This is a genomic window from Mesorhizobium sp. M6A.T.Cr.TU.017.01.1.1 (assembly GCF_004023115.1).
Classification (GTDB): domain Bacteria; phylum Pseudomonadota; class Alphaproteobacteria; order Rhizobiales; family Rhizobiaceae; genus Mesorhizobium; species Mesorhizobium mediterraneum.
In genome coordinates this window covers 1-24,820 of sequence record NZ_RZTA01000101.1, presented here as the reverse complement: position 1 = coordinate 24,820, position 24,820 = coordinate 1, and the positions used below count along the sequence as shown (strand labels likewise).

Genomic DNA, 24,820 nt, shown 5'->3' with positions numbered 1-24,820 from the left:
CGATCATACCGATGGCGAGAGCCAGGAACAGGAAGATGAAAAGCGGCAGCGTCATCGTCAGCGCCGGATTGCCGGGATTGAACGGGTCCAGGGTGAAGGCAACCGGATCGCGGTTGGCGACCGCCAGCGCAATCAGGATGACGGCCAGCGGCACGAAGACCACGATGAGCATGAAGCGATTGAACATGGAATTTCCTGTCGAAGGCGGGCTCTACCGAGGGCCGGGCCCTACTGAAAAGGCCGGCGCGTGACCCGCGCGGCGCCTATTTGCCGCTGTTCAGCCTTTCACGCAATTCCTTGCCGGTCTTGAAGAACGGCACCCATTTCTCCTCGACCTCGACGGATTCGCCGGTCCGCGGATTGCGGCCGGTGCGGGCGGGGCGGTTTTTCACCGAGAAAGCGCCGAAACCGCGCAGCTCGACCCGGTTGCCTTCGGCAAGCGCGTCGGTGATCTCGTCGAAAATCGCGCCGACAATGTTTTCGACGTCGCGCAGAAAAAGGTGCGGGTTGCGTGTGGCGATGATCTGCACAAGTTCGGATTTGATCATGAGAAGGCTCCCCGTGAAAACACTGTGGTCAAAATTATGAGGATGATTTTATTTGCTTTTTCACTCGTCTCAAGGGTGCCAGACGGAAACGAGACCGTCAAGAAACAAGCGGTCGGCACCAAGTTCGTGGATGATATCACCGCCATAGTCGGGCAGGCCGAGCGCACTGCCGATGGTTCGCGCCATCGCCTTGGAGAACAGGAAGCCGCCGCTTTCGGTATCCTTCCACTCCACCACCTTGAGCTTGGCATCGACGCCCTTGGTTGCGAGCCAGTCGATCGCTTCGGTCTCGCCGCCGACCGCGTCGATCAATTTATTGGCAAGAGCCTGCCGGCCGGTGAAGATCGAGCCGTCGGCCAGCGCCAGCGCCTCCGGCTTGGTCATGTTGCGGCGTTCGGCGACGATGCCGACGAACCAGTCGTAGCTGTCCAGGATGAGCTTGCGGACCATTGTGCGCTCGTCGTCATTGGTCGGCTTGAAGGGCGATGGCGAGGCTTTCAACGGCGACGATTTCACTTCCTCGAGCTTGATGCCGAGCTTGTCCATAAGGCCGCTGACGTCCGGATACTGGATCAGCACGCCGATCGAGCCGACGATCGACGATTTGCGCGCGACGATATGATCGGCTCCGGTGGCGATCATATAGCCCGCCGATGCGGCCAGCGTGCCGACTTCGGCCACGACCGGCTTCTCGGCGGCCAGCTTGCGCACTTCCTCGTAAATCGATTCGCCCCCGACGGTGGTGCCGCCCGGTGAATCGATCGACAGGATCACAGCTTTCACCCTCGATGATTGACGGATGTCATCCAGCCGTTTGATCAGGTCTTCGTCTTCGGTGATGGTGCCCTCGATCTTGACCTTGGCGATATGGTCGACCGCCGTGCCGGTGAAGTCGTCACCGTAGATCCAGGTCGAAAGGGCAATCAGCCCGGCCGCTGCGACAACAAGCGCTGTGACGCGCCAGAATGTCAGCTTGCGGCGCAAGCGGCGGCGGTCGATCAGGTCGTCGGCTCTCAGTGCCATGGTCAGCCTCATAGTCGGTGGGAGCAGATGCTTTTAAAGCAACCATCCGCGCCCGGCTACCGATTCCTGACGAGCTCGCTCCAAAGACAGGGTGTCGACGTTCGCGAGCCGGCGTTTCAAGTGACATCAAGACCAATCCACAGGCCCTAACGCTGTCCCGCTGTATCTGGTATGACGTGCAAGTTGTGGCGGTTTCATTTTCGTTTGTGCCACAGCAACCGTCACACTTTTGCGGTTTTCCTCCGCTTGTGCTTGCTTGAGGGCGCCGGCATCCCACCTATAGGGTGCTTGGCGGCAGGGGTTTAAAAGAAAGCAGTTATGTTAGCGCGACCGATCGAACCGACCAACACCGAGACGGAGTTGGCCCCCCCGAACGTAGGCCCGACGCGGGTCGACGCCTTCGGCATTGCCCAGCGCCATTCGCGCCGCGTGCGTATCTTGAAGCTGGCGGTGCCGCTGGTCGCTGCCGTGATCGCGGTCGCCTTCCCGGTCTATTCGTATCTCGCGGCGCCTGTCTCGATCCAGGTCCAGGCCGACGGCAGCGCCTTCGCCGATGGCAAGCTGGTGATGGCCAACCCCAAGCTCAACGGGTTCACCAAGCAGAAACTGCCCTATTCCATGACCGCCTTGCGCGCCATACAGGACGTGAGCAAGCAAGGCATCATCGATCTGGAGGGCATCGACGCCAAGCTGCCGATCTCGGCCGACAATGTGGCGGCCGTCAATGCCTCGCGCGGCACCTACAATCGCGATGGCAACACGATGAGCCTGACCAGCGATGTCACCATAACCACCACCGACGGCTTGGAGGCAAAGTTCAAATCGGTCTTTCTCGACATGGGCAAAGGCACTATGAAGACGAGTGATCCGGTCGACGTCAGCCGTGGCGGGTCGCGGATTACCGCAGATTCGATGTCGATCCAGGACAACGGCAAGATCGTGGTTTTCGAGAACAGAGTGCGTGTCAACATCGATCCCGCCAGCTTGAAGGCGGCAGAGGCAATGAGCGGAGCATCCAATGCGGTTCAGTAGTTCGGCACGGCTTGTGGCCGCGGCTTCGGCGTTGCCGGCCCTAGCGCTGGTTTTGGGGCTGGGCTTGGGGATGACGCCGGCTCTGGCGCAGTCCAAGGCCACCAGCCAGCTGTCGGGCCTCAAACTGTCCGGCGACAAGCCCATCCAGATCGAAAGCGACAAGCTCGAGGTTCGCCAGGCGGATAGCGTCGCCGTGTTTACAGGCAATGTAAGCGTCGTCCAGGGTCCGACCGTGCTCAAGGCCGGCAAGATGACGGTCTATTACGTCAAGGATGCCGGCGCTGCCGCCAAGGGCACGGAGGCCGCCGGTGCCGCGATGACCGGCTCGGCCAACATCGACCGCCTGGAGGTCGCCAACAAGGTCTATATCAAATCGGATGACCAAGTCGCCACCGGCGACCGCGGCACTTTCGACATGAAGACGGAAGTGCTGGTGCTTTCAGGCAGCAAGGTCGTGCTTTCGCAAGGCGACAATGTGCTGGTCGGCTGCAAGCTCACCGTGCAGATGAAGAGCGGCCTGGCCCAGGTCGACGCCTGCGGGGGCCGCGTCATGATGTCGATCACGCCGCCGAAGTCGGGAGCGGCGAAGCCCTGATGGCCGACGTAGCATCGCTGATGGCGCGTCTCTCAGGACGCGCCGCCGGCAAACTTGCGGCGCCGGCCACGGTCACTGTCGACACGGTAAAGTTCAAGGGAACCTTGATCGCGAAGGGCCTGACCAAGAGCTACAAGGGCCGCAAAGTCGTCAGCGGCGTGACGATCGGCGTGCGCGCCGGTGAGGCGGTCGGGTTGCTCGGCCCCAACGGCGCCGGCAAGACGACCTGCTTCTACATGGTCACCGGCCTGGTGCCGGTCGACGAAGGCACGATCGAAATCGACGGCTTCGATGTCACCTCGATGCCGATGTACCGCCGTGCCCGCCTCGGCATCGGCTACCTTCCGCAGGAAGCGTCGATCTTTCGCGGCCTGACCGTCGAGCAAAACATCCGTGCCGTGCTCGAAGTGGTCGAAAAGAGCCGCAAGGAGCGCGAACGCAGTCTCGACGAATTGCTCGAGGAGTTTCACATCAGCCATCTGCGCAAGGCCCCGTCGCTGTCGCTTTCCGGCGGCGAGCGGCGGCGCCTAGAAATCGCGCGCGCACTGGCGACCCGACCGGCATACATGTTGCTCGACGAACCTTTCGCCGGCATCGATCCGATCGCCGTCGCCGATATCCAGCAACTCGTGCGCCATCTGACGGCGCGGGGCATCGGCGTGCTCATCACCGATCACAATGTCCGCGAGACGCTCGGCCTGATCGACCGCGCCTACATTATCCATGCCGGCCAGGTGTTGACCCATGGTCGGGCCGACGAAGTTGTCGCAAACCCGGATGTGCGGCGGCTTTATCTCGGTGAAGGATTTACACTCTGAGCGTGAATATTTCTGTCCAAGCGCGCTTTTTGACGCGTGACAGGCCTTTTTCTCCGATTTCTCGTCCGAATAACGCGCCGACAGGCGAGTTTTGATCGCCATCGCCTTGACAAGCAAAAGCCGGGCCAGTTTCTATGCCCAACTCCTTCCGGCAGTCCGGATGCGTAGACAGGGCGTTTAACCGAACCATGGCGTTGGCGGCAAAACTACAGCTACGACAGTCCCAGTCGCTGGTGATGACGCCGCAACTCATGCAGTCGATACGGCTGCTGCAGTTCACCCACATCGAGCTGGAACGGTTCATCGACGACGAAATCGAGCGCAATCCTCTGCTCGAGCGCGCCGAGCCGCAGGACGACGCCGTCAGCGACCAGGCGCAGAAGGTCGACGTCGCGCCGGAAACGGCCCCCGGCGGCGACTGGTTCGAGACGGAAACGGCGTGGAGTGCCGAGGCGATCTCGGAAAAGCTCGATACTTCGCTGGAAAACCTGTTTCCCGACGACCCCGGCACCAGCGAGCGGCTCGGTCCCGACCTGACGGCCCAATGGAAGTCGGCCTCCGGCAATGGTTCCGCGTCCTCGTCCGACGGCTTCGACGTCGCAGACATGGCGGCCGCCGCCATCACGCTGCGCGAGCATGTCGGCGAACAGGTCGCGCTTGCCTTCGCTGACCCGGCAGCACGACTGATCGCCAGCGAACTGGCCGATGGTCTCGACGAGGCCGGCGATAGGCGCGCCGACATGGCCGAGATCGCCGCCCGTCTCGGCACCGACAAAACAGCAGTGACGAATGCGCTCGCTGTCTGCCAAACGTTCGAGCCGGCCGGCATCTTTGCCCGCGACCTCGCCGAATGCCTGTCGCTGCAGCTCGCCGTGCGCGACCGGCTCGACCCGGCGATGAAGGCTTTGATTGCCAATCTCGAACTCCTGGCGCGGCGCGATTTCCAGACCCTGAAACGGATTTGTGGGGTCGACGAGGAGGATCTGCTCGACATGCTGGCCGAGATACGTGCGCTCGATCCGCGCCCAGGGATGGCGTTTTCGGGCGGCGCCAGCGACGCGATCGTCGCCGATGTCGAAGTGCGGGCGGCCAATGACGGGAGCTGGGTGATCGAACTCAACTCTGAAACGCTGCCGCGCGTGCTGGTCGACCATATCTATTTCGCCCAAGTTTCACCGCATGCGAAGAACCAGACGGAAAAGGATTTCCTGGCGGAATGCCTGCAGAATGCCAATTGGCTGACGCGTAGCCTCGACCAGCGGGCGAAGACCATCCTCAAGGTCGCCTCGGAAATCGTGCGCCAGCAAGACGCTTTCCTCGTCCATGGCGTGCGTCACCTGAAGCCGCTCAACCTGCGCACGGTGGCCGATGCCATCGGCATGCACGAATCGACCGTCAGCCGGGTCACCGCCAACAAATACATGCTGACGCCGCGCGGCGTGTTCGAACTGCGCTATTTCTTCACCGCCTCGATCGCTTCGTCGGGTGGCGGCGACGCGCATTCGTCGGAGGCGGTGCGCGACCGCATCAAGCAGTTGATCGACGAGGAGAAAACCGTCGACGTGCTTTCCGACGACGCGATTGTGGATATGTTGCGGGAAAGCGGCGTCGATATCGCCAGGCGCACGGTCGCCAAGTATCGGGAGGGCATGAATATTCCCTCGTCGGTGCAGAGACGGCGTGAAAAACGCGCCTTGGCCAGCGCCGGGCGGTGATCTCCGACGGAATTTCCACAGCTTTTGCGCTTCATTGACAAGCCGCAACGAAGTGGCTAGAAGCCCGCCCGCATGAGACGGGCTACTGCCCGCATGCGGATGGTCCGTCGCGACGTTGGCCACGGGACGGTCAAAGAAGGCGGCTTGTGATCAACCGGAAAGTTCGGATTTAAAATCGGCGCAAGTGACGCCGCAAAGCTTGTGCGCACAGATCACGGGTATAAACTCGGGACAGTTTGAAGCCTGAGCAAGGAAGGTCAGTTTTCAGATGACACTGCGCATATCAGGAAAACACATGGATATCGGCGATGCGTTCCGTACGCGCATCAACGACCGTGTCGGGGAAGTGATCGGGAAATATTTCGATCGGGGCTTTTCAGGTCAAATCGTAGTCGTCAAATCGGGATCGCGCTACACGGCCGATTGCATGATCCGGCTGGATTCCGGCGCTTCGCTGCAGGCGACCGGTGAAGCCCAGGACCCGACGCTCGCTTTCGAGGCCTCGGCGGATCGCCTTGAAACCCGCCTTCGGCGCTACAAGCGTCGGCTGAAGTCACATAATTTAGGCAATGCCAATGGCGAGCTCACCGACATCGCCTATACGGTGATGGCGCCGCTTGCCGACGATGATGAGGAAATACCGGAGAATTTCGCGCCAGCCATCGTTGCCGAATCAACCATGACGCTGCGGACCATGTCGGTGGCGTCAGCCGTGATCGAGCTCGACACCAAGGACACCCCGGTCCTCGTCTTTCGCAATGCCGGAAACGAGCATCTCAATATCGTCTATCGTCGGCCGGACGGAAATATCGGCTGGATCGACCCATCTACGACCAAAGTCGCGCAGGGATGACGACCCAGGGTCGCACAGAGATGACGACCCAGGGTCGCACAAAGATGACGACCCAAGGTCGCACAGAGATGACGACCCAGGCCGCACTGGGATAAGGAACCAGCCGCACGCGAGAGTGAGGACTGGCGACGGCAGGCGAACAAGGGATTTCAAGTATGGATCTGAGCGATCTTATCAACGTTCCGGCGATTTTGCCGGCGTTGAAGGCGAACTCCAAGAAGCAACTGCTGCAAATGCTGTCCGAAAGGGCGGCGGCGATTTCCGGCATTCCGGAACGGGAGGTGTTCGACACCATCCTGCAGCGTGAACGGCTGGGCTCGACCGGTGTCGGCAACGGCATCGCCATTCCGCATGGCAAGCTGGCCGGGGTGAAGCGGATCGCCGGCGTTTTCGCCCGGCTGGAGACGCCGGTCGATTTCGAGGCGCTGGACGACCAGCCGGTCGATCTGGTGTTCCTGCTTTTGGCGCCCGAAGGCGCCGGCGCCGATCACCTCAAGGCGCTGTCGCGTATCGCGCGGGTGCTGCGCGACGCCGACACGGTGGCCAAGATCAGGGGCACCCGCGACGCCGCAGCGATCCACGCGCTTTTATCGGATACACAGGCCTCGCACGCGGCCTGAGCTTTTTTTGATCAGATCCGTTGAAGGGCCGCCGTGGGCGGCCCTGTCCGTTCCAACCAGATCGCTGTGCCGTATTGTTAATTTAGTGGATGGCGACGGGGGTCAGGTCGTTTTCCAGGGCGCCGGCCAGCGCCCGGTCGCGAGCGTCCGAAAGCAGGATCGGCTGGCCATTGGCGGCAAACAGGGCCCACAGTTCCAGGCCGGGCGCGATTTCGCCGAGGCCCGGGAAACGGCCGCGCAGATCGTCGCTCGACACTTTCCTGAGATAGGCGACCGTGCCTTCGCCGAGATGAGCGAATTCGCCGCTGGTCATGATGAGATTTTCGTCAGTTCTGGTCATTTAAGCCTCCTTGGCGCGAGGACGCCACTCAAGGCCGCCTCGCATGAGAGCCATCGGCAAAAGTCAGTCTTTCACCGATATGTTTATTTTCCGTACCAGCCGTTCGGACTCGGGCCGATCGAGATCGATCGACAAAAGGCCGTTCTTCAGCTCCGCCGCGATCACCCGCATGCCGTCGGCCAGCACGAAACAGCGCTGGAACTGGCGCGCGGCAATGCCGCGATGAAGAAATTCGCGCTCGGTATCGTCGTTCTGACGGCCGCGCACGACCAACTGGTTTTCCTCCGTGGTCACATCGAGATCGTTTTCAGCGAAACCGGCGACAGCGAGCGTGATACGCAGCCTTTCGGCCTTGCCGTCGGCACCGCTGAGGCGCTCGATGTTATAGGGAGGGTAGCTGTCACCTGACTTCGCCAGACGTTCCAGGGTCTTTTCCATGGCGTCGAAACCCAGAAGAAGCGGGCTGGAGAAAGGCGTCATTCGGCTCATGTTACACTGTCCTCTCAAGAGCGACATAAAGCGGAAAAACCCGGATGGCATTTTTCCCGATGGTCTTGATATGGTCCGCCCCGCGGTCAAGTTCAAGCCGTCGAAAGCCCCGCCCAAAAAGACTCCCCAAACAAGGAATTGAAATGCCCCAATCCCGCAAGATCATCATCGACACGGATCCCGGCCAGGATGACGCCGTCGCCATATTGCTGGCACTCGGCAGCGCCGAGCTGGAGATCGTCGGTATGACCGCCGTTGCCGGCAACGTGCCGCTGAGGCTCACCGAAAAGAATGCACGCAAGATCTGCGAACTGGCCGGCAGGCCTGACATCAAGGTCTATGCGGGCGCCATCCGGCCGCTGGCGCGCGAACTGGTCACCGCCGAGGAGGTGCATGGCGAGACCGGCCTCAACGGACCGCAATTGCCCGAGCCGACAATGAAGCTGCAGGACCAGTATGCGGTCGATTTCATCGTCGAGACGCTGATGAAGGAAGAGAGCGGCACGATCACGCTCTGCGCGCTCGGACCGCTCACCAACATCGCGCTGGCGCTGATCCGCGAGCCGAAGATCGCGCCGCGCATCAAGGAAATCGTGCTGATGGGCGGCGGCTTCTTCGAAGGCGGCAATGTCACCCCGACCGCCGAATTCAACATCTATGTCGACCCCCATGCCGCCGATGTCGTGTTCAAATCAGGCATCCCGATCGTCATGATGCCGCTCGACGCTACCCATAAGGCGCTGACCACGGCCAAGCGCACCCAGGCCTTCCGCAAGCTCGGCACCAGGGTCGGCACGGCCACGGCGGAGATGCTGGAATTCTTCGAGCGCTTCGATGAGGAGAAGTACGGCACCGATGGCGGCCCGCTGCACGACCCTTGCGTCATTGCCTATCTGTTGAAGCCGGAACTGTTCGGGGGCCGCGACTGCAACGTCACCGTGGAAACCGCCTCCGAGCTCACCATGGGCATGACCGTGATCGACTGGTGGGGCGTGACCAAGCGGCCGAAGAACGCCATGGTGATGCGGGACATCGACCATGATGCGTTTTTCGCGCTGCTGCTGGAAAGGCTGGGGCGGCTGTGAAAGCCTCCTTCTCCCCGTTCACGGGGAGAAGTCCCGGCAGGGGGATGAGGGGCGGCGCACCCGTCGGTATTTTTGCTTGCAACCTTGGAGCTGCCCCTCACCCGGTCGCTGCGCGACCACCCTCTCCCCGTAAACGGGGCGAGGGAAGGGCTCTCACTTCGCCTTTGAAAACGCCAGCCACAACCCGCCGCCAACCAGGAAACTGCCGCTGATCCGCGACAGCAGCTTGACGCGGCCGGCCGACAACAGGCGTCCGGCGCGGCCGGCGGCGAGCGCGAAGGTCGAATCCGACACGGCGGCGAAGATCAGGGCGGTGAGACCCATGACGACGATCTGCAATGTGTAGTTGCCTTCAGGGGCGATGAACTGCGGAAAGAAGGCGCCGAAGAACACCAGCGTCTTGGGATTGCTGATCGCTACCAGCAGGCCCTGCAGGAAGAAGCCGCCGCGCGGCGTCTTCGCCGATCCGTCGGCGTTCAGCTTGCCCTTCGAGCGGAACATCTGCACGCCCATCCAGATCAGATAGGCGGCGCCGATCAGCCTGACCCACTCGAACCAATGGCCCATGCCCGCGATCAATGAGGTCAATCCGATGCCGACAATGGCGATCATGATGGCCAGCCCGGCCTGTGTGCCGGCGACGTTGGCGAGGCCGGCGCGGGAGCCATGGCGGATGCTGTTGGCGATGATCAGCGTGACCGTCGGTCCGGGCACCAGGACAATGACGATGCAGGCAACGACATAGGTAGCGTAGAGTTCCAGCGACATGGTTTTCCTCGACAATATACGGCTTTGCGACGCGGCCGACCGTGATCAATGCATGACAGCAACGACGGTGCAAGCCGGCAGCATATGTCGCTGGCAGCCTTGACCTGGATTTAGGCTCCGGCCGGCCACGGCAGCGTCACCTCGTAGGCCGCCGCTGCTCTCAGCACGGCCATGTCGCCGCGCGGCCGCCCGATCAATTGCATGCCCATCGGCCTGCCTCTGGCATCGAAGCCCGCCGGTACGTTGACCGCAGGGCAGCCGCCCAGCGTGGCGAGCGCTGAAACCTGCATCCAGCGGTGATAGCTGTCCATGGCACGCCCGGCCACTTGTGTCGGCCAGTGGGTGGAGACTTCGAAGGGGAAGACCTGCGCGGTCGGCAGCGCAATGAGGTCGAAGCGGTCGAAGAGCGACAGCAGGGTTTTGTGCCACGACGAGCGCCTCACCGTGGCAGCGTGGATCTGCGGCGCCGTGAGGCGCAGCGCATGTTCCACCTCCCACACGGCCTCCGGCTTCAGAAGACTGCGTTTCAAGGGATCGTCGTAATGCGCCTTGAGCGCACAACCGCTGCTCGCCTGGCGCAGCGTCACAAAGGCCTGCCATAGCGCTTCGAAGTCGAAATCCGGCACCAGCGCTTCGGTCTGAAAGGATATGTTGGCGAAGCGGCCGAGAGCGGCCTCGCAAAGATCAAGGATGCCGGGTTCAACCGGCAGATGGCCGCCAAGATCGCCGAACCAGGCGATGCGGCCGCCGGCCGCCGCCGTTTGCAGCCCTTCGAGGAACGAGCCGTGCTTGTGATGTGAGAGCGGCGCGCGAGGGTCGTAGCCGGCCTGCTCGTCTAGCAGCAGCGCCATGTCGCGCACGCTGCGGCCCATCGGCCCTTCGACGCCCATCTGTGCGTGAAAGACGTCGAGGTCCGGGCCCGCCGGGACCAGTCCTTGCGACGGGCGAAAGCCAAAGACATTGTTGTAGGCGGCCGGGTTGCGCAGCGAGCCGCCAAAGTCGCTGCCGTCGGCGACAGGCACCATGTCGAGCGCCAGCGCGACCGCCGCGCCGCCGCTCGAACCGCCGGCGGTCAAGGCTGGGTCGAAAGCGTTGAGCGTCGGGCCGAACACGGCGTTGTAAGTGTTGGAGCCAAGCCCGAATTCGGGAACATTGGTCTTGCCAATGATGATGGCGCCGGCCTTGCGGACGCGTTCGACGAAGAAATCATCCTCTTGCGGCACGAAATCGGCGAAGATCGGCGAGCCGAAGCTGGTCCTGAGGCCCTTGGTCTGCGCGAGATCCTTGATGGCGATTGGCAGGCCGAACAGGGGGCCGGAATGCCCTGCATGCGCCAGATGGGCGTCTGCCTGATCGGCCTCGCGCAAGATGTCGGCACGGTCGCGCAGCGAGACGATGGCGTTGACCAGCGGATTCACTGCGTCGATCCGGTCGAGGAATGCCGTCACCACCTCGCGGACGGAAAGCTGACGGCGCCGGATCGCGCCGGCAAGGTCCACGGCGGACAGGCGGCAGATATCGCCGGCAGGCGGCACGGCGTGTTTTGTGGCAGGACGCATGGCTCTCACCTAGCTGGCGGATTTTTGTAGCGCCGCGTCGACTTCCTTCGCCTGCGGGATCGACGGCTGGGCGCCGGGCTTCAGGCAAGCGAGCGAACCAGCGGCTGCAGCACGGGCGAGCGCCTGTTCGAGCAGCAGGCCGGACGACAGGCCGGCGGCGAAATAGCCGCAAAACGTGTCGCCGGCGCCGACCGTGTCGACCGGAGTGATCTTCAGCGCCGGAACCATCAGAAGATCGGCTGGCGTGGCAGCCAGAACGCCGTCACCGCCGAGCGTGACGACGATTGTGCGGCCGGTCTTCCCGGCGTAATCGCGCATCCGCGCCGGGCGATCGCGACCGCTCAGCGACAGCGCCTCGCCATAGAGATCGAATTCGGTTTCGTTGGCGACGACATAGTCGGCCTTGCCGAGGAAGGCGGTCGCCTCTGCACGGAAGGGTGCCGTGTTGAGCACGGTGATCGCGCCTGCCGCCCGTGCCGCGTCCAGTGCGGCATCGACGGTGTGCAGCGGGATCTCCTGCTGCAAGAGCACGACATCGCCCTTTTTCATGAAAGCCTTGGAAAGATCGCCCGTCACGACCGAATCATTGGCGCCCGGCACCACGGCAATGACGTTCTCGCCGTCGTCGGCGACCATGATCAATGCCGTGCCGGTCGAGGCGAATGTTTCACCGACACCAGACAGGTCGATCTTGCCGTCCCGCAGCAGCGCCAGCGCTTCAGTGGCGAAGTTGTCCTTGCCGACGGCGCCGACCATGCGCACCTTGGCGCCGGCGCGTGCGGCGGCCAGCGCCTGGTTGGCGCCCTTGCCGCCAGGTGCGGTGGTGAAGCCGGAGCCCCGAACCGTCTCACCCGGTGCGGGCAAGCGGTCGACATTGGCGATAAGGTCGAGGTTGATCGAGCCGACAACGATTATCAAGTGGTGCCTCCCTGCTGACTGCGCGGGAAGCTAGCCCGGAAGACAGCTGCTTTCCAGAGCGGGCAGTCATTTCGCGGGTTAACGAAAAACACCGGCGAAAGCGTCTCGCCGGTGTCGCAAGGTCTGTTTGGGTATCAGCGCACGAGGCCGTGAACTATTTCAAGGCGCGACCTGTCCCGCTTCCCAGCCAAGGATGGCGCGTTTGCGGGTCAGGCCCCAGTGGTAGCCGGTGAGCGCGCCGGACTTGCCGAGAGCCCGGTGGCACGGCACCACGAACGACATCGGATTGGCACCGACCGCGGCACCCACCGCCCGGCTGGCGCTCGGTGCGCCGATGCGGGCGGCGATCGAGGAATAGGTGCAGGCCTTGCCCATCGGGATGCGCAGCAGGGCTTCCCAGACGCGAACCTGGAAGTCGGTGCCGATCATGACGACGCGCAGCGGCTGGTCGGCGCGCCACAGCGCCGGATCGAAGACGCGCGCGGCATAGGGCGCCGTCGCAGCCATGTCCTCGACATAGTTTGCGTTCGGCCAGCGGCTGGACATGTCGGCGAAGGCCGCACGCTCGCCGCCGGCATCGTTGAAGGCGAGGCCGGCAAGCCCGCGGTCGGTGACCATGATCAGGGCGATGCCGAATGGCGAGATATGATAGCCGTAGCGGATCGTCAGCCCGGCGCCGCGCGTCTTGTAGTCGCCCGGCGACATCGCCTCGTGGGTGACGAAAAGGTCGTGCAACCGTCCGGGACCTGACATGCCGACCTCGAAAGAAGCTTCGAGCAGCGGCATGCCGGAATCGAGCAGTTTGCGCGCGTGGTCGAGCGTGACGGCCTGCAAGAAGGCCTTGGGCGACAGGCCGGCCCAGCGGGTGAACAGCTTCTGCAGCCCGGTCGGCGTCTCGCCAACCTCCTCGGCCAGTATTTCGAGCGACGGCTGGTCACGGTAGTCAAGGCTGATCTTCTCGATCGCGCGCCGAACAACTTCGTAGTCACCGCCTTCGGGCGTGATGTCTTTCTTCAGAATAGCGGTCTGTGCGTTCATAGGACTGTCTCCTTGACGCGAATATCGTCCTTCGCGGCGCCGATCACCACCCGAAACTTGCCTTCTTTCCGCACATCCCCAGATAGAGTTGGCTTCGGGAAAGGAGCCGATGATGGCTGGCGAAAAGGTGCATCTCACCAAGGAGAAGGAGACGCTGCTGATCACCGTCTATCGCAAGGCACCGGAGAACCGGTTGCCTCAATCGCTGCTGAAAAATCATTTCGCGGACGAGGCGGTTTCGCTCACATCTAGCGTGCCTTGGCGGTCGCCAGGGCACGCGAAAAGGCTGACGCAAAGCTCTCGCGGTCGTCGGGATTGAGGAAGCCGCCGATCGGCACATTCTGGCCTTGCGCTTCAACCGCCATTCTGGTGATGCCGATCTCGGCGTGGCGGGCGACCGAAAAACGCGCCCAGAACGGATTGAAGCGATGCGCTTCCGATTTTCCTGATGGCGCCGTCTTTCGGATGTCGAGACTGGTGCGTGAGACCGACACCTCCTCGCAGGCGCGGGCGGCACGATAATTGGCGCGAAAGGCGATGTAGACGGCGATGACGTCGAGACCGAGGAAGCCGAACACCGGCCAGGCGCCGCGCGACAGGAAAAACGCTCCGGTGACCAACGAGCCGAACAGCAGAGCGCCCATCAGGATGGCAAAGCCGGTTTTGCCGAGCGACCGATGCGGTATCAGCAACGCCTGGAAGAATGGCTCGTCGGCCTGAAATGAGGCGTTTGTGTCGCTCATGGCGGGATATTATAGGAAGGGGATGGCGAACCCCAAGTCCAAAAATTCCTCCACACCCAAAAACGACCTGCCCCGCGGCCGACGCGACGGCCCAACTGCCAAGCCGCGTGCCCGGCCGGTGCGGTCCCATTCGCTCTACAGCCCGGCCGAGGTGCACGAGATTTTCCGACGCTTTTCCGTTCAGCGGCCCGAGCCGAAGGGCGAGCTCGAACATATCAACGCATTCACGCTGCTGGTGGCAGTGGTGCTTTCGGCACAGGCGACCGACGTCGGCGTCAACAAAGCGACGCGGGCGCTGTTCAAGGTCGCCGACACGCCGCAAAAGATGCTGGCGCTCGGCGAAGCCAAGGTCGGCGACTATATCCGCACCATCGGGCTTTGGCGCAACAAGGCGAAGAACGTCATTGCACTGTCGGAAGCGCTGATCCGCGATCATGGCGGCGAGGTGCCTGATGACCGCGACGAACTGGTCAAGCTGCCGGGCGTCGGACGCAAGACCGCCAATGTCGTGCTCAACATGGCCTTCGGCCAGCATACGATGGCGGTCGACACACACATCTTCCGCATCGGCAACCGGCTCGGGCTGGCGCCCGGCAAGACGCCGGAACAGGTCGAGCAGGGGCTGTTGAGGATCATTCCGGACGAATATATGCGCCACGCCCATCACTGGCTGATCCTGCATGGCCGCTACGTCTGCAAGGCGCGCAAGCCGGATTGTCCGGTCTGCGTCATCGCCGATATCTGCAAGGCTGACGAAAAGACGAACGATGTGCCGGCGCCGCTGGTCGAGATTGCGCCACTCGAACCGGTAGGCGAAATTCAGTAGCCGTAGCCGCGCGCCATCGCCGCCGCGAAGACCGGGATCAGCAGGAAGATGAACGCTTCGGCGCGGACATAAGTTCGAACGGATGCAAGTTGCGCAGCAGGCACCTGGAAGCCGGGGCTGGCCGAGGCCTGCCTGCTCCAGGAGCCGAAGCGGACCGTCGGGACGATCGACAACAGGCCGACGATGACGAAGGTCGCCATCTTTGCCCAGAACACCCAGTTGTAGACGTAAAACTCCCAACCCTTCAGGCCGTAGATGACGCGGGCGATGCCGACGATGATGATCAGCATGGCGATGATGCCATAGTGGCGATCGATGCCGACAAGCCGCCGGAGCGTCGCGGCGGGCAGATCGCCGCGGATCAGGACAAATTCGGCGCCGATGATGCCTGCCAGTGAAAACACCAGCAGATGATGAAAGATGGCAAGCAGAAGGTCGGTGGTATCCATGCCCTTTTCCCTCCGTCGGATGGCACAGCGGACGCTGAATCAGCTGCTGTGAAAAGTAGCACCGCTGGGCAGGATTCACATTGGGCTGGAAGATGATCTGCACAGGCTTTGGCTCTTGTTTGGTGCAGGCGATTTGGATCTCTGTCGCATGTCGTTATCCCCAAAACCGCCGAGCAGTCTTGGGCGACATGCACTAAGCACATAGGCAACCGCAACCGAAGGCATGACACATGGGTAATCCACAGGCGCTCGTCGCTCCCGTCATTGAAACCCCGCGCACCGTGCTGCGGCCGCACCGGCTCGATGATTTCGATGCCTATGTCGCCATGTGGGCCGATCCGGCCGTCACCCGCTTCATCGGCGGCAAGCCGCGCACACGGGAAGAAAGCTGGATGCGCTTCCTGCGTCATGCCGGCCTGTGGTCGCTCTTGGGCTACGGCTTTTGGGCGATCGAGGACAAAGCATCCGGCCGCTTCATCGGCGAGGCCGGCTTTCACGATCTGAAGCGCGATATCGTGCCGTCGATCGAGGGCGTTCCGGAGGCCGGCTGGGCGCTGGCTTCGAGCGCACATGGCCAAGGGTTCGCCAGCGAAGTCGTCGGACGGGTTCTCGCCTGGGGCGATGAAGCATTCCGGCGCGCAAGGACTGTCTGCATCATCGATCCGGAAAACACCGGTTCGCTGAACGTTGCGGCAAAATGCGGCTACAGGGAGGTGTTGCGGACCATTTATCACGACAATGCAACGATACTGCTGGAACGGCAGTGTTGAGAGTGCTGCCTGTCATTCCGTGGTTGCGGTCAGGCCGAATCGAGGCTTTCTACGCCTTTCGCTTCAGCACCGGGCCTTCCACTTCGGCCTTGCGGGCAGCCTGTTCGAGCATTGAGGCGTCTTCGCCGAAAGCGCGGGTGGCGCGCGCGGCCGCCTCGAGCAAAGGTTTTTTCATGCGCTGGAGAAAGGCCGCGTCGACGCGCGTGCTCGGGCCGGAAAGCGTCAATGCACCGAGCAAGGTATGCCCTGGCCCGAACACCGGTGCCGAGACGCCCGCCGTCTCGGGGTCGCGATCGCCGACCGACAAACAGTGGTAGGTCTTGCGGATCGTCTCGTAAGGCTCGTCCTGCTGACCGGAAAACGCCGCGAGGACACGGCCGCCCGAACCAGCCAGCAAGGGCAGCACGTCGCCTTCCCGTATGGTGTAGCGGATGGGATGCTTGGACTCGACGCGGTAGAGACAGGTCCGCACGTCGCCCGAGCGGACATAGAAAGCGACGCTTTCCCAGCTTCGCTCGGCCAGATCACGCATGATCGGCAGCAGGATGTCGATCGCCACGACCGAACGCTGGTATAGCGCGCCCAGCCGGAAGGTGGCAGGGCCGACACGGTAGCGGCCGTCGTCGAGACGCTCCAGCAACTGCCCGCGCAATAATGAGTTCGCCAGGCGCAGGATCGTGCTCTTGTAGAGGCCGGTCCGCGCCGCGATTTCGGCTAGGCTGAGCGACCGGTCGGCAGTGGCGAAAGCATCGAGGATAGCGATCGCACGATCGAGCGCGGCAACGCCGGCGGTCGAGGCAGGCTTGGATTGTGTTACGGTCATCTGCTTGACCACGTCGTTCCGTTCCCGTTGGACAGAAGGGGCCGATCGGAGCAACTGTGCCGCACGCAATCAGTTCTGTCTAGTAGAACGTCGTTCCTGTTGACAGAACTAGGCAAAGACTGCATGAATTTTTGTCGAGCGGGTCTGAATTCAGGCTACGTTGCTGGCAGGCACCGGAGGAGGTGTCGTGATTGGAGGAATCCCCATGCTGAACAGACGCAGATTTTTAATGAGCACCGCTGCTGCCGGCGCCGCCGGTTTCGCGGCGTTGCATCTCTCGCCCGCTTTCGCGCAGGATGCACCGCAGATCCAGATCTTCGTGCCGGCAGCGCCCGGCGGCGGCTGGGACCAGACGGCGCGCACGATGGACCAGGTGCTGCGCAGTGAGAAGCTGATCTCCGGCTCGCAGATCACCAATGTCGGCGGCGCCGGCGGCACGGTCGGCCTTCCGCAGTTCATCAGCCAGTGGAACGGCAAGGGCAATTCGCTGATGGTTGCCGGCATGGTCATGGTTGGCGCCATCATCGCCAACAAATCGGCCAACAATCTCACCGAAGTCACGCCGATCGCCCGCCTCACCGGCGAGTTCGAGGCGCTTGTGGTGCCGGCGGCCTCGCCGTTCAAGACAGCAGCGGATTTCGTCGCCGCCCTCAAAGCCGATCCGACCAAGGTCCCGGTGGCTGGCGGTTCGGCCGGCGGCTCGGACCACATATTGTTCGGCCTTATCGCGAAGACGGCCGGTGTTCCGGCAGCCAACCTCTCCTATGTGCCGTTCGCCGGCGGCGGCGAGGCGCTGTCGGCGCTTCTCGGCAACCAGGTCGCGGCCGGTATCTCCGGCTATGGTGAGTTCTCCGAACAGGTCAAGGCAGGCGCGCTTCGGCTGCTCGCCATTTCCGCGGACAAGCCACAGGAAGGCATCGACGCACCGACGCTGAAGGAAGCCGGCATCGATGTCGAACTGTTCAACTGGCGCGGCGTCTTCGCACCGCCGGGCGTTTCCGACGCCGACAAGGCGGCGATGATCACGCTGGTCGAGACCATGGCCAAAAGCGATGCCTGGGCCACCGAATGCAAGAACCGCAACTGGACGCAAATCCTGCTCACCGGCGACGACTATGCGAAATTTCTCGCCGAAGACACGACCAGGATCGCGGCCATCCTCAAGGACCTCGGCCTTGCCTGATACCCTCGGAAGGGGGTGGCCTGCGCCGCCCCTTTCCGATGTTCGCCAGCCGCATGGACATACGATCCAGCGCGGGTGAAACTGCGGCGAAGTCGGCTGTGGGAGACCGGCTATCCAGGGAGGACGATCATGAGCACCAGCGACCAGCAGGCGGCGCGGCCGCGCCTTGCCGCGCCCGAATTGCTGATCGGCATCGGGCTTCTCGCTTGCGCCGGCGCGGTAGCCTGGCAGACGCTATCGATTCCTGTGTCGCCGCTCTACTCCAAGGTCGGCCCGACCGTCTTTCCCTACATCACCATGGTTGGCATGACGATCCTCTCCCTCTTGCTGATCGTCGCCGCCCTGCGGGGCGGCTGGCAACCGGACGAAGAAAAGGAAACGCCGACCGACTGGAAGGCGATGGGCATCGTCGCCCTCGGGCTGGTCGCGAACCTTGTGCTGATCCAGCCGCTTGGCTTTACCGCGGCCTCGGTGATCATGTTCGTTCTCATCTGCCATGGGTTCGGCAGCAGACATCCGCTGCGTGATGTGATGCTCGGCCTTATCCTAGCGCTTGCCGCCTATTTCGGCTTCGCCAGGGCTCTCGGCGTCAATATCGGCGCCGGCTTCATCGAGAACCAGCTGAACACGGTTCTCGATGCGATTATCCGTATGTTGAGGGCGTGACGCATGGAAACGCTTGGCCATCTCGCGCATGGATTTTCGGTCGCTTTTACGCCGGTCAATCTCATGTGGTGCCTGCTCGGCACGACGCTGGGGACCGCGATCGGCGTGCTGCCCGGCCTCGGACCGGCGCTGACCATCGCCCTGCTTTTGCCGATCACCTATCAGGTGGCGCCGGAAGCGTCCTTCATCCTGTTTGCCGGCATCTATTACGGCGCCATGTATGGCGGTTCGACGACATCGATCCTGCTCAACACGCCAGGCGAAAGTGCTACCATCGTCACCGCGCTGGAAGGCAACAGGATGGCCCGTTCCGGCCGCGGCGGCGCTGCGCTTGCCACCTCGGCGATCGGCTCCTTCGTCGCCGGCACGCTCGGCACGCTGGGCGTCGCCTTCCTGGCCCCGGTCGTGGTCAAATTCGCGCTGTCTTTCGGCCCGGCCGAATATTTTTCGCTGATGGTGTTGGCGTTCATCACGGTTTCGGCGGTGCTCGGCTCGTCGTCGGTGCGTGGCCTCACGAGCCTGTTCGTCGGCTTCGTCATCGGCCTAGTCGGCGTCGACCTGCAGACCGGCCAGCCGCGCTTCACCTTCGGCATGAGCCAGTTGCTCGACGGCGTCGACGTGATCGTCGTCGCCGTCGGCCTCTTTGCGGTCGGCGAGACGCTCTACATGGCCTCGCGCCGCTATGCCGGCAAGGACGAGATCGTGCCGCTGAGGGGATCGCTCTACATGACCGCCGCCGAATGGGCACGCTCGTGGAAGGCTTGGCTGCGCGGCACCCTGCTCGGTTTCCCGATCGGCGCCTTGCCGGCCGGCGGCGCCGAGATCCCGACGTTCCTGTCCTATGCGATCGAGAAGAAGCTCTCCAAACACAAGGAGGAGTTCGGCACGGTCGGCGCCATCGAAGGCGTTGCCGGACCGGAAGCCGCCAACAACGCATCGGCTGCCGGCGTGCTGGTGCCGATGCTGACGCTCGGCCTGCCGACTTCGGCGACGGCCGCGATCATGCTGTCGGCCTTCCAGAGCTATGGCATCAATCCCGGGCCGATGCTGTTCATGACGCAGGCCAATCTGGTCTGGGGGCTGATCGCCAGCCTGTTCATCGCCAATGTCATCCTCGTCATCCTCAACCTGCCGCTGATCGGTCTGTGGGTGCGGCTGCTGAAAATCCCGGCGCCGCAGCTCTATGCCGGCATCCTGGTGTTCGCCACGGTCGGCACCTACGGCATTTCTCAGTCGCCGACCGACCTCGTCATCCTCTATCTGCTCGGCGGGGCCGGATTCCTGATGCGGCGCTTCGATTTCCCGACGGCGCCGGTCATCATCGGCATGATCCTCTGGCCGCTCGCCGAAGCGCAGTTCCGCCGGGCGATGACCATCTCGAATGGCGACTGGTCGGTGTTCTACAAGCATCCGCTGTCGCTGACACTGCTGACCCTGGCGTTCATCGGGCTGATTGGGCCGCATATCTGGGCCTACGTCGAGCGCAGGCGCACGCGTGGGCCGGAGCATGTGCCGGGCGATGCCTGACCTGTTTGTGACATTATGACCGATCTGCTGTCCGGTGTCCGCGTCCTCGACCTGACCAATGTTCTGGCAGGTCCTTACTGCGCCTATCAGCTCGCGCTGCTCGGGGCGGACGTGATCAAGGTCGAGGCGCCGCAAGGCGGCGATCTGGCGCGCCAGCTCGGCGGCTCGCCGGAGCTCAACAGTGCCGGAATGGGCGCTTCGTTCCTGGCGCAGAACGCGGGCAAACGATCGGTGGTGCTTGATCTCAAAAAAGAGGCCGATCGCGAACGCTTCCTCGATCTGGTCGCCTCCGCCGACGCTCTGGTCGAGAATTTCCGCCCCGGCGTGATGGACCGGCTGGGGCTTGGCTACAAGAAGCTGAAAGAGGCCCGCCCCAGCCTGGTATATTGCGCGATTTCGGGTTTTGGACAGACCGGGCCGATGCGCGACAATCCGGCCTACGACCAGATCATACAGGGACTGTCCGGCATCATGAGTATCACCGGCACGCCGGAGACCGCGCCGCTGCGTGTCGGCTATCCCGTTGCCGACACGTTGGGCGGGCTGGTTGGTGCCTTTGCCATCACTGCTGCACTTGTGAAGCAGAAGACGACAGGCGAAGGCGCTTTTCTCGACGTGTCGATGCTCGAATGCACGCTTTCCGCACTGGGCTGGCCGGTCTCCAACTATCTGACGGCTGATGTCGAGCCGCAGCCGATGGGCAATGAGAACATGACGGCGGCACCTTCTGGAACGTTTCGCACCGGCGATGGCTTGCTCAACATCGCTGCCAACAAGCAGGAGCAATTCGTGGCGCTCTGCCGGCTGATCGGGCTGCCCGATCTGGCGTCGGACCCGCGCTTTGCCGAGCGCGAGACGCGCAAGCGCAACCGCATCGCCTTGAAGGCGCTGATCGAGGATGCCCTGGCGAGCGGCTCGGCCGCGGCCTGGGAGGAGACGCTCAATCGCGAAGGCGTGCCGGCGGGCAGGGTGCTGACGATCCCGCAGGTGCTGGCGGAGCAGCAAGTGATCGGGCGCGACATGACCACCCGTTTCGATGGCATGCCGAACATCGACCGGCCGCTGACCGTCGTGCGCGGCGGGTTCATGGTCGATGGCACAGCACCCTTGCCGACCAAGCCGCCGCCAACGCTGGGCGAGCATACGGACGAGGTGTTTGCCGGCTTGCCGCCCCGGGCAAAAACGAGAGCGCGGGCATGAGCGACGCGAGACCATGAGCAACGTTGGGAAAAAAACCGGCCGCGAGCGCGGCGAGGAATGGTGGCAGACCGAAATCATCGAAATGCGCCCCGGCGTGATTCGGCTGCGCGGCTACGAGATCCAGGATCTGATCGGCCGCGTCAGCTTTCCGGCGATGATCTGGCTGATGCTGCGCGGCGAACTGCCTGGTGAGGAGCAGGCGGCGCTGCTCGGCATCGCGCTCGGTGCTGCCGTCGATCACGGGCCGCAGGCGCCGTCGATCGCCATTGCCCGGATGGCGGCTACCTGCGGCGTCGGCATCAATAGCGCCATGGCCTCAGCCATCAACGTCCTTGGCGACGTGCATGGCGGCGCTGGCGAGCAGGCGCTTGCCTTCTACGGCGACATCGCCGCGGCACTGGACGGAGGCATGACGCTTGCCGACGCTGTCACGGCGCGGCTCGATCGCTTCTTTGCCGAGGAAAAATCCTATGTGCCGGGGCTTGGCCATCGCTTCCATCCGGTCGATCCGCGGGCGCCGCGCCTCATCGAGTTGACCCGAGATTTTGCCGCGCGCGGCATCATCAGCGGACGTTTCGCCGACATCGCCGAGGCTGTTGAGGCCGAGGTCGCGCGGCGCAAGGGCAAGAAAATCCCGCTCAACATCGACGGCGCCACCGCCGTCATCTATGGCGAGCTCGGCTTTCCGCCGCCGCTGACGCGCGGCCTTTTCGTGCTGTCGCGCTCGGTAGGCATTCTGGCGCATGCGTGGGAGCAGTCGCAGCAGAGCGACCGCAACAAGGGGCCGCTGCCGCGCGAATGGTTGTGGGCCTATGCCGGCACGCCGGTCCGGCCTTTCCCTCAGGGAGACGACGATTCCAAATGAGGCCCCGGTTCAAGCGGGCGCAGGTTGGGGAACCTTCAAGTTCTTCAGCAGCGTTGAAAGGTCGGGCTCGTCGATAAGCACTGCTGCGTCTTCCGGCGTCAGCCATGCTCGCTGCCGTCTGTTGGCTTCCTGCCAGTTGGGCAGCTCCTCGGTCACCGCCAGCAGATAGACGGTGACGTCGACGCGAACGAAGCGGTTTGTCAGCCGCTTCCAGTAGGAATAGGTGCCGGCCGGCTGCTTCAGCGTCTTGCCGAGGACGCCGGCTTCCTCCTGCGCTTCGATGGTGGCTGCCTTGCGCCCACTCTTGCCCTTCATCGGCCAGCCCTTGGGCACGATAAAGCGCCTTGTCGATATCGAGGTGACCAGCATCACCTCAACGTCCCCGTGTTCGCTCAGCCGAAAAGGAATAGCCGCGACCTGACGGACCCGCTCCCCCTTCCTTGCCTTGCGTACGGCCTTCTTCTTGGTGGCTGCCATTCCCGACGATCCAATCAGGGCAGTGCCCAAGCACAAAGGCACGTTGCGAAATCAAAACCGCCTTCGATGCTACTTCAAGTAGAGCGGTGTTCAAGGCTATAAGTCGGCTAAATAAATGAAAAGTACCGGCTCATCAGCGGCAGGTGCTGATAAAGCGGCTGCCCGACCGTCGCAACTGGCACGTAGGCTGCATCTGCTGCACATCTGGCCGTTGCGGCGCGACCTCGCGATCCTGGGCACGGAACTGCTGTTGCTGCTGCTGATATTGCTGGCGCCGCAGCCTGTTCTCGAGCACCTGCAATTCGTTTTGCCGGACCAGCGCGTTGCGGTCGGCGGGGTTGAGGACCTGTGCCAAGGCGGCCGGACTTGCGCCCGGCAAGATCGCTGTTGCCAGCAATGCCGACGTGAAAATCGTTGAAAGACGAGACTGCGACATCCGTTCATTCCCGCGCGGAGGAGACACCCTCCTAATATAGGATGTCTGCGTGGCGATGCCATCGCCAAGGCCCCGATCGTAGTGGAATCGATGCGCCTGCCGCCAAGACATTATATTCGTAATCTCTAATATTTCGGCAGGCCGATTGAAGCATTGCCGTCATATGACGACTATGAAACGTCAGACGTTTTGGCCAGTGTCCTTCACGCAACACTTCGATTCCATCAAGCGCAAGTTCAACAATTCGAATTCCATTGGGCAGAAGTTAATGTATTCTAATCAAGCCATCGCTTCACAACGAATTGGGAGCGCTGGCCTTAATGCGTTGAGTTCTATTACGAATATCCAGCATTTTTTACTGCCTGAGTAGATGTGGCGGCAGCGGCGGATCCAAGTAGGGATTGGGAACGTCGCACTCTAGGGGGTAGTGCATGGCTTTGTTCTCAAGGCTCTCCGTGTCGGATTCCGTGCGGCGGACCGTCATCGGCAATAAGGCCGTTTCGACGGAACGCCCTGTCGATATCAGATCGAGCAAGAAAGCCGGACCCGCGCCGGAAGCCGCGCGCGGCGAGAACCGGCGCATTTTGCCCGGCCGGGCCATTCTGCCAAATCGCCTGGCGCTGCTGCTCGGCGCCACGGCCTTGGCAGGGCTCCTTCCCGTTTCGACAGATGTCGTTCATGCGCAAGTCCTCATCAATCAAAATGGAGGCAATGGAGGCAACGGCAGCGGCTATGACGGCGACGGCGGCAATGGCGGCGCGGGCGGCAACGCAGTGCATGTCAACAACACCGACCAGAGCGTGCCTGCGCCGGCTCTGCCCCATGTTAGCGCCTATGATGTCACGGCGGATGGTGGCAATGGCGGCAATGGCGGATACGGCTTTCTGTTGCTCGTAGGCAATGGTGGCGAGGGCGGCAATGGCGGCAACGCCGGAAGCGCCAGTGCCACCAACACCGCCAGCCTGTTCACGGAGGGCAATTTTCATCACGGCATGGTTGCGACGGCCACCGGCGGTCAGGGCGGTGATGGCGGCGGCAGCGGCGGTCTCGTTTTCGCAGATGAAGGTGACGCTGGCCATGGCGGCGCCGGCGGCAACGCCAATGCAACGGCCACAGCCTCGAGCATCATCGAAACGACCGGTGAAAACTCGTTCGGGATCATCGTAGACGCCAGCGGTGGCAATGGCGGCACCGGTGGTAACGCCGTCTCCGCCGGTTATGCAAATGCCGGCGAAGGCGGCAATGGCGGCAGTGCCGGCACCGCGAACGGCAGCAACGCCGGGCAGATCACCACAGGCGGTCGATTTTCATATGGCATGATTGTCCGCTCCGCCGGTGGCCGCGGCGGCGACGGAAATCAATCGTCTTCGATTTTTGTCGGATCCGGCAGCAATGGCGGCTCACCCACCAGCGGCGGCAATGCTTCGGGTGAAAACTCCGGTGAGATAACGACC

General features: G+C 62.8%; 27 protein-coding genes and 2 pseudogenes. 15 read left to right on the top strand and 14 right to left on the bottom strand.

Going from position 1 to position 24,820, the window contains the following annotated elements; translation table 11 throughout:
• The 3 genes and pseudogenes from EOB36_RS25870 to sppA all read right to left on the bottom strand — a co-directional run.
• Window positions 1-187 (bottom strand): annotated as a pseudogene (locus EOB36_RS25870) (DUF1049 domain-containing protein); the annotation flags it as partial.
• 76 nt (window positions 188-263) lie between these two features.
• The gene (locus tag EOB36_RS25865; protein ID WP_023797441.1) at window positions 264-548 is read right to left on the bottom strand and encodes an integration host factor subunit beta; all 285 of its coding nucleotides are present in this window, start codon (window positions 546-548) and stop codon (window positions 264-266) included.
• Between the two features lie 69 nt (window positions 549-617).
• Window positions 618-1,571: a signal peptide peptidase SppA gene (gene sppA / locus EOB36_RS25860; protein ID WP_127295441.1), complete on the bottom strand. Its 954-nt coding sequence runs from the start codon at window positions 1,569-1,571 to the stop codon at window positions 618-620.
• 318 nt (window positions 1,572-1,889) lie between these two features.
• Between sppA and lptC the strand changes: the two genes are divergently transcribed.
• From lptC to ptsN, 6 genes are all read left to right on the top strand, one after another.
• Window positions 1,890-2,603: an LPS export ABC transporter periplasmic protein LptC gene (lptC, locus tag EOB36_RS25855; protein ID WP_095488392.1), complete on the top strand. Its 714-nt coding sequence runs from the start codon at window positions 1,890-1,892 to the stop codon at window positions 2,601-2,603.
• Complete coding sequence (locus EOB36_RS25850) at window positions 2,590-3,198, top strand: LptA/OstA family protein (protein ID WP_095488394.1); 609 nt, start codon at window positions 2,590-2,592, stop codon at window positions 3,196-3,198. Before lptC ends, EOB36_RS25850 begins: the two co-directional genes overlap by 14 nt.
• On the top strand, window positions 3,198-4,016 hold the full coding sequence (lptB, locus tag EOB36_RS25845; protein WP_095488396.1) for an LPS export ABC transporter ATP-binding protein: 819 nt from the start codon (window positions 3,198-3,200) through the stop codon (window positions 4,014-4,016). Before EOB36_RS25850 ends, lptB begins: the two co-directional genes overlap by 1 nt.
• Before the next feature lie 188 nt (window positions 4,017-4,204).
• Complete coding sequence (rpoN, locus tag EOB36_RS25840; RefSeq protein WP_128286009.1) at window positions 4,205-5,731, top strand: RNA polymerase factor sigma-54; 1,527 nt, start codon at window positions 4,205-4,207, stop codon at window positions 5,729-5,731.
• A gap of 268 nt (window positions 5,732-5,999) precedes the next feature.
• Window positions 6,000-6,584: a ribosome-associated translation inhibitor RaiA gene (raiA, locus tag EOB36_RS25835; protein WP_095488399.1), complete on the top strand. Its 585-nt coding sequence runs from the start codon at window positions 6,000-6,002 to the stop codon at window positions 6,582-6,584.
• Window positions 6,585-6,739: 155 nt separating this feature from the next.
• Window positions 6,740-7,204, top strand: coding sequence for a PTS IIA-like nitrogen regulatory protein PtsN (gene ptsN, locus EOB36_RS25830; RefSeq protein WP_095488401.1), 465 nt, complete (start codon window positions 6,740-6,742; stop codon window positions 7,202-7,204).
• 82 nt (window positions 7,205-7,286) lie between these two features.
• Here the strand turns inward: ptsN and EOB36_RS25825 are convergent, their stop codons facing one another.
• Both EOB36_RS25825 and EOB36_RS25820 read right to left on the bottom strand, forming a co-directional pair.
• Window positions 7,287-7,544 carry a DUF1150 family protein gene (locus tag EOB36_RS25825; protein WP_095488403.1) on the bottom strand — a complete coding sequence of 86 codons (258 nt, stop codon included), beginning with the start codon at window positions 7,542-7,544 and terminating at the stop codon, window positions 7,287-7,289.
• A gap of 63 nt (window positions 7,545-7,607) precedes the next feature.
• Entirely contained in the window at window positions 7,608-8,033 is a 426-nt protein-coding gene (locus EOB36_RS25820) for an Hsp20 family protein (protein ID WP_023797450.1), read from the bottom strand.
• Between the two features lie 143 nt (window positions 8,034-8,176).
• Between EOB36_RS25820 and EOB36_RS25815 the strand changes: the two genes are divergently transcribed.
• A complete protein-coding gene (locus tag EOB36_RS25815; RefSeq protein ID WP_128286008.1) occupies window positions 8,177-9,118 on the top strand; it encodes a nucleoside hydrolase in 942 nt (313 codons plus the stop codon).
• A 153-nt stretch (window positions 9,119-9,271) separates the two neighbouring features.
• Here EOB36_RS25815 and EOB36_RS25810 read toward each other — a convergent pair whose 3' ends face one another.
• The 5 genes from EOB36_RS25810 to EOB36_RS25785 form a co-directional block, all read right to left on the bottom strand.
• Window positions 9,272-9,886 carry a LysE family translocator gene (locus EOB36_RS25810; RefSeq protein ID WP_095488407.1) on the bottom strand — a complete coding sequence of 205 codons (615 nt, stop codon included), beginning with the start codon at window positions 9,884-9,886 and terminating at the stop codon, window positions 9,272-9,274.
• 110 nt (window positions 9,887-9,996) lie between these two features.
• On the bottom strand, window positions 9,997-11,445 hold the full coding sequence (locus EOB36_RS25805) for an amidase (RefSeq protein WP_095488409.1): 1,449 nt from the start codon (window positions 11,443-11,445) through the stop codon (window positions 9,997-9,999).
• A 9-nt stretch (window positions 11,446-11,454) separates the two neighbouring features.
• On the bottom strand, window positions 11,455-12,363 hold the full coding sequence (locus tag EOB36_RS25800; protein ID WP_095488411.1) for a ribokinase: 909 nt from the start codon (window positions 12,361-12,363) through the stop codon (window positions 11,455-11,457).
• A 159-nt stretch (window positions 12,364-12,522) separates the two neighbouring features.
• A complete protein-coding gene (locus EOB36_RS25795; protein WP_095488413.1) occupies window positions 12,523-13,401 on the bottom strand; it encodes a methylated-DNA--[protein]-cysteine S-methyltransferase in 879 nt (292 codons plus the stop codon).
• A gap of 248 nt (window positions 13,402-13,649) precedes the next feature.
• Complete coding sequence (locus EOB36_RS25785; protein WP_095488415.1) at window positions 13,650-14,144, bottom strand: DUF2244 domain-containing protein; 495 nt, start codon at window positions 14,142-14,144, stop codon at window positions 13,650-13,652.
• A gap of 22 nt (window positions 14,145-14,166) precedes the next feature.
• On the opposite strand from EOB36_RS25785, the gene nth reads away from it, so the two are divergent.
• Complete coding sequence (gene nth, locus EOB36_RS25780; protein WP_095488417.1) at window positions 14,167-14,970, top strand: endonuclease III; 804 nt, start codon at window positions 14,167-14,169, stop codon at window positions 14,968-14,970.
• On the opposite strand, the gene EOB36_RS25775 is transcribed toward nth, so the two are convergent.
• Window positions 14,964-15,419 carry a DUF2214 family protein gene (locus tag EOB36_RS25775; RefSeq protein ID WP_095488419.1) on the bottom strand — a complete coding sequence of 152 codons (456 nt, stop codon included), beginning with the start codon at window positions 15,417-15,419 and terminating at the stop codon, window positions 14,964-14,966. The two genes, nth and EOB36_RS25775, sit on opposite strands and share 7 nt — an antisense overlap.
• Before the next feature lie 230 nt (window positions 15,420-15,649).
• Here EOB36_RS25775 and EOB36_RS25770 point away from each other — a divergent pair, with 230 nt between their 5' ends.
• The gene (locus EOB36_RS25770; protein WP_128286007.1) at window positions 15,650-16,189 is read left to right on the top strand and encodes a GNAT family N-acetyltransferase; all 540 of its coding nucleotides are present in this window, start codon (window positions 15,650-15,652) and stop codon (window positions 16,187-16,189) included.
• A gap of 49 nt (window positions 16,190-16,238) precedes the next feature.
• Here EOB36_RS25770 and EOB36_RS25765 read toward each other — a convergent pair whose 3' ends face one another.
• Window positions 16,239-17,012, bottom strand: coding sequence for an IclR family transcriptional regulator (locus tag EOB36_RS25765; RefSeq protein WP_095488476.1), 774 nt, complete (start codon window positions 17,010-17,012; stop codon window positions 16,239-16,241).
• A 205-nt stretch (window positions 17,013-17,217) separates the two neighbouring features.
• Here EOB36_RS25765 and EOB36_RS25760 point away from each other — a divergent pair, with 205 nt between their 5' ends.
• The 5 genes from EOB36_RS25760 to EOB36_RS25740 all read left to right on the top strand — a co-directional run bounded on the left by EOB36_RS25760 (window position 17,218) and on the right by EOB36_RS25740 (window position 22,453).
• Window positions 17,218-18,195 carry a tripartite tricarboxylate transporter substrate-binding protein gene (locus tag EOB36_RS25760; RefSeq protein WP_095488421.1) on the top strand — a complete coding sequence of 326 codons (978 nt, stop codon included), beginning with the start codon at window positions 17,218-17,220 and terminating at the stop codon, window positions 18,193-18,195.
• Window positions 18,196-18,324: 129 nt separating this feature from the next.
• Window positions 18,325-18,861, top strand: a complete 537-nt coding sequence (locus EOB36_RS25755; protein ID WP_128286006.1) for a tripartite tricarboxylate transporter TctB family protein — start codon at window positions 18,325-18,327, stop codon at window positions 18,859-18,861.
• Window positions 18,862-18,864: 3 nt separating this feature from the next.
• Complete coding sequence (locus EOB36_RS25750) at window positions 18,865-20,388, top strand: tripartite tricarboxylate transporter permease (protein ID WP_126104897.1); 1,524 nt, start codon at window positions 18,865-18,867, stop codon at window positions 20,386-20,388.
• Between the two features lie 15 nt (window positions 20,389-20,403).
• On the top strand, window positions 20,404-21,588 hold the full coding sequence (locus tag EOB36_RS25745) for a CoA transferase (RefSeq protein ID WP_128286005.1): 1,185 nt from the start codon (window positions 20,404-20,406) through the stop codon (window positions 21,586-21,588).
• A 13-nt stretch (window positions 21,589-21,601) separates the two neighbouring features.
• Window positions 21,602-22,453, top strand: a complete 852-nt coding sequence (locus EOB36_RS25740; RefSeq protein ID WP_127205771.1) for a citryl-CoA lyase — start codon at window positions 21,602-21,604, stop codon at window positions 22,451-22,453.
• Between the two features lie 9 nt (window positions 22,454-22,462).
• Here the strand turns inward: EOB36_RS25740 and EOB36_RS25735 are convergent, their stop codons facing one another.
• Window positions 22,463-22,930: an NUDIX hydrolase gene (locus EOB36_RS25735; protein WP_126104900.1), complete on the bottom strand. Its 468-nt coding sequence runs from the start codon at window positions 22,928-22,930 to the stop codon at window positions 22,463-22,465.
• 133 nt (window positions 22,931-23,063) lie between these two features.
• Window positions 23,064-23,285 carry a hypothetical protein gene (locus EOB36_RS25730; RefSeq protein WP_348631832.1) on the bottom strand — a complete coding sequence of 74 codons (222 nt, stop codon included), beginning with the start codon at window positions 23,283-23,285 and terminating at the stop codon, window positions 23,064-23,066.
• A gap of 512 nt (window positions 23,286-23,797) precedes the next feature.
• Between EOB36_RS25730 and EOB36_RS25725 the strand changes: the two are divergent.
• A pseudogene (locus EOB36_RS25725) lies at window positions 23,798-24,820 on the top strand (hypothetical protein); the annotation flags it as partial.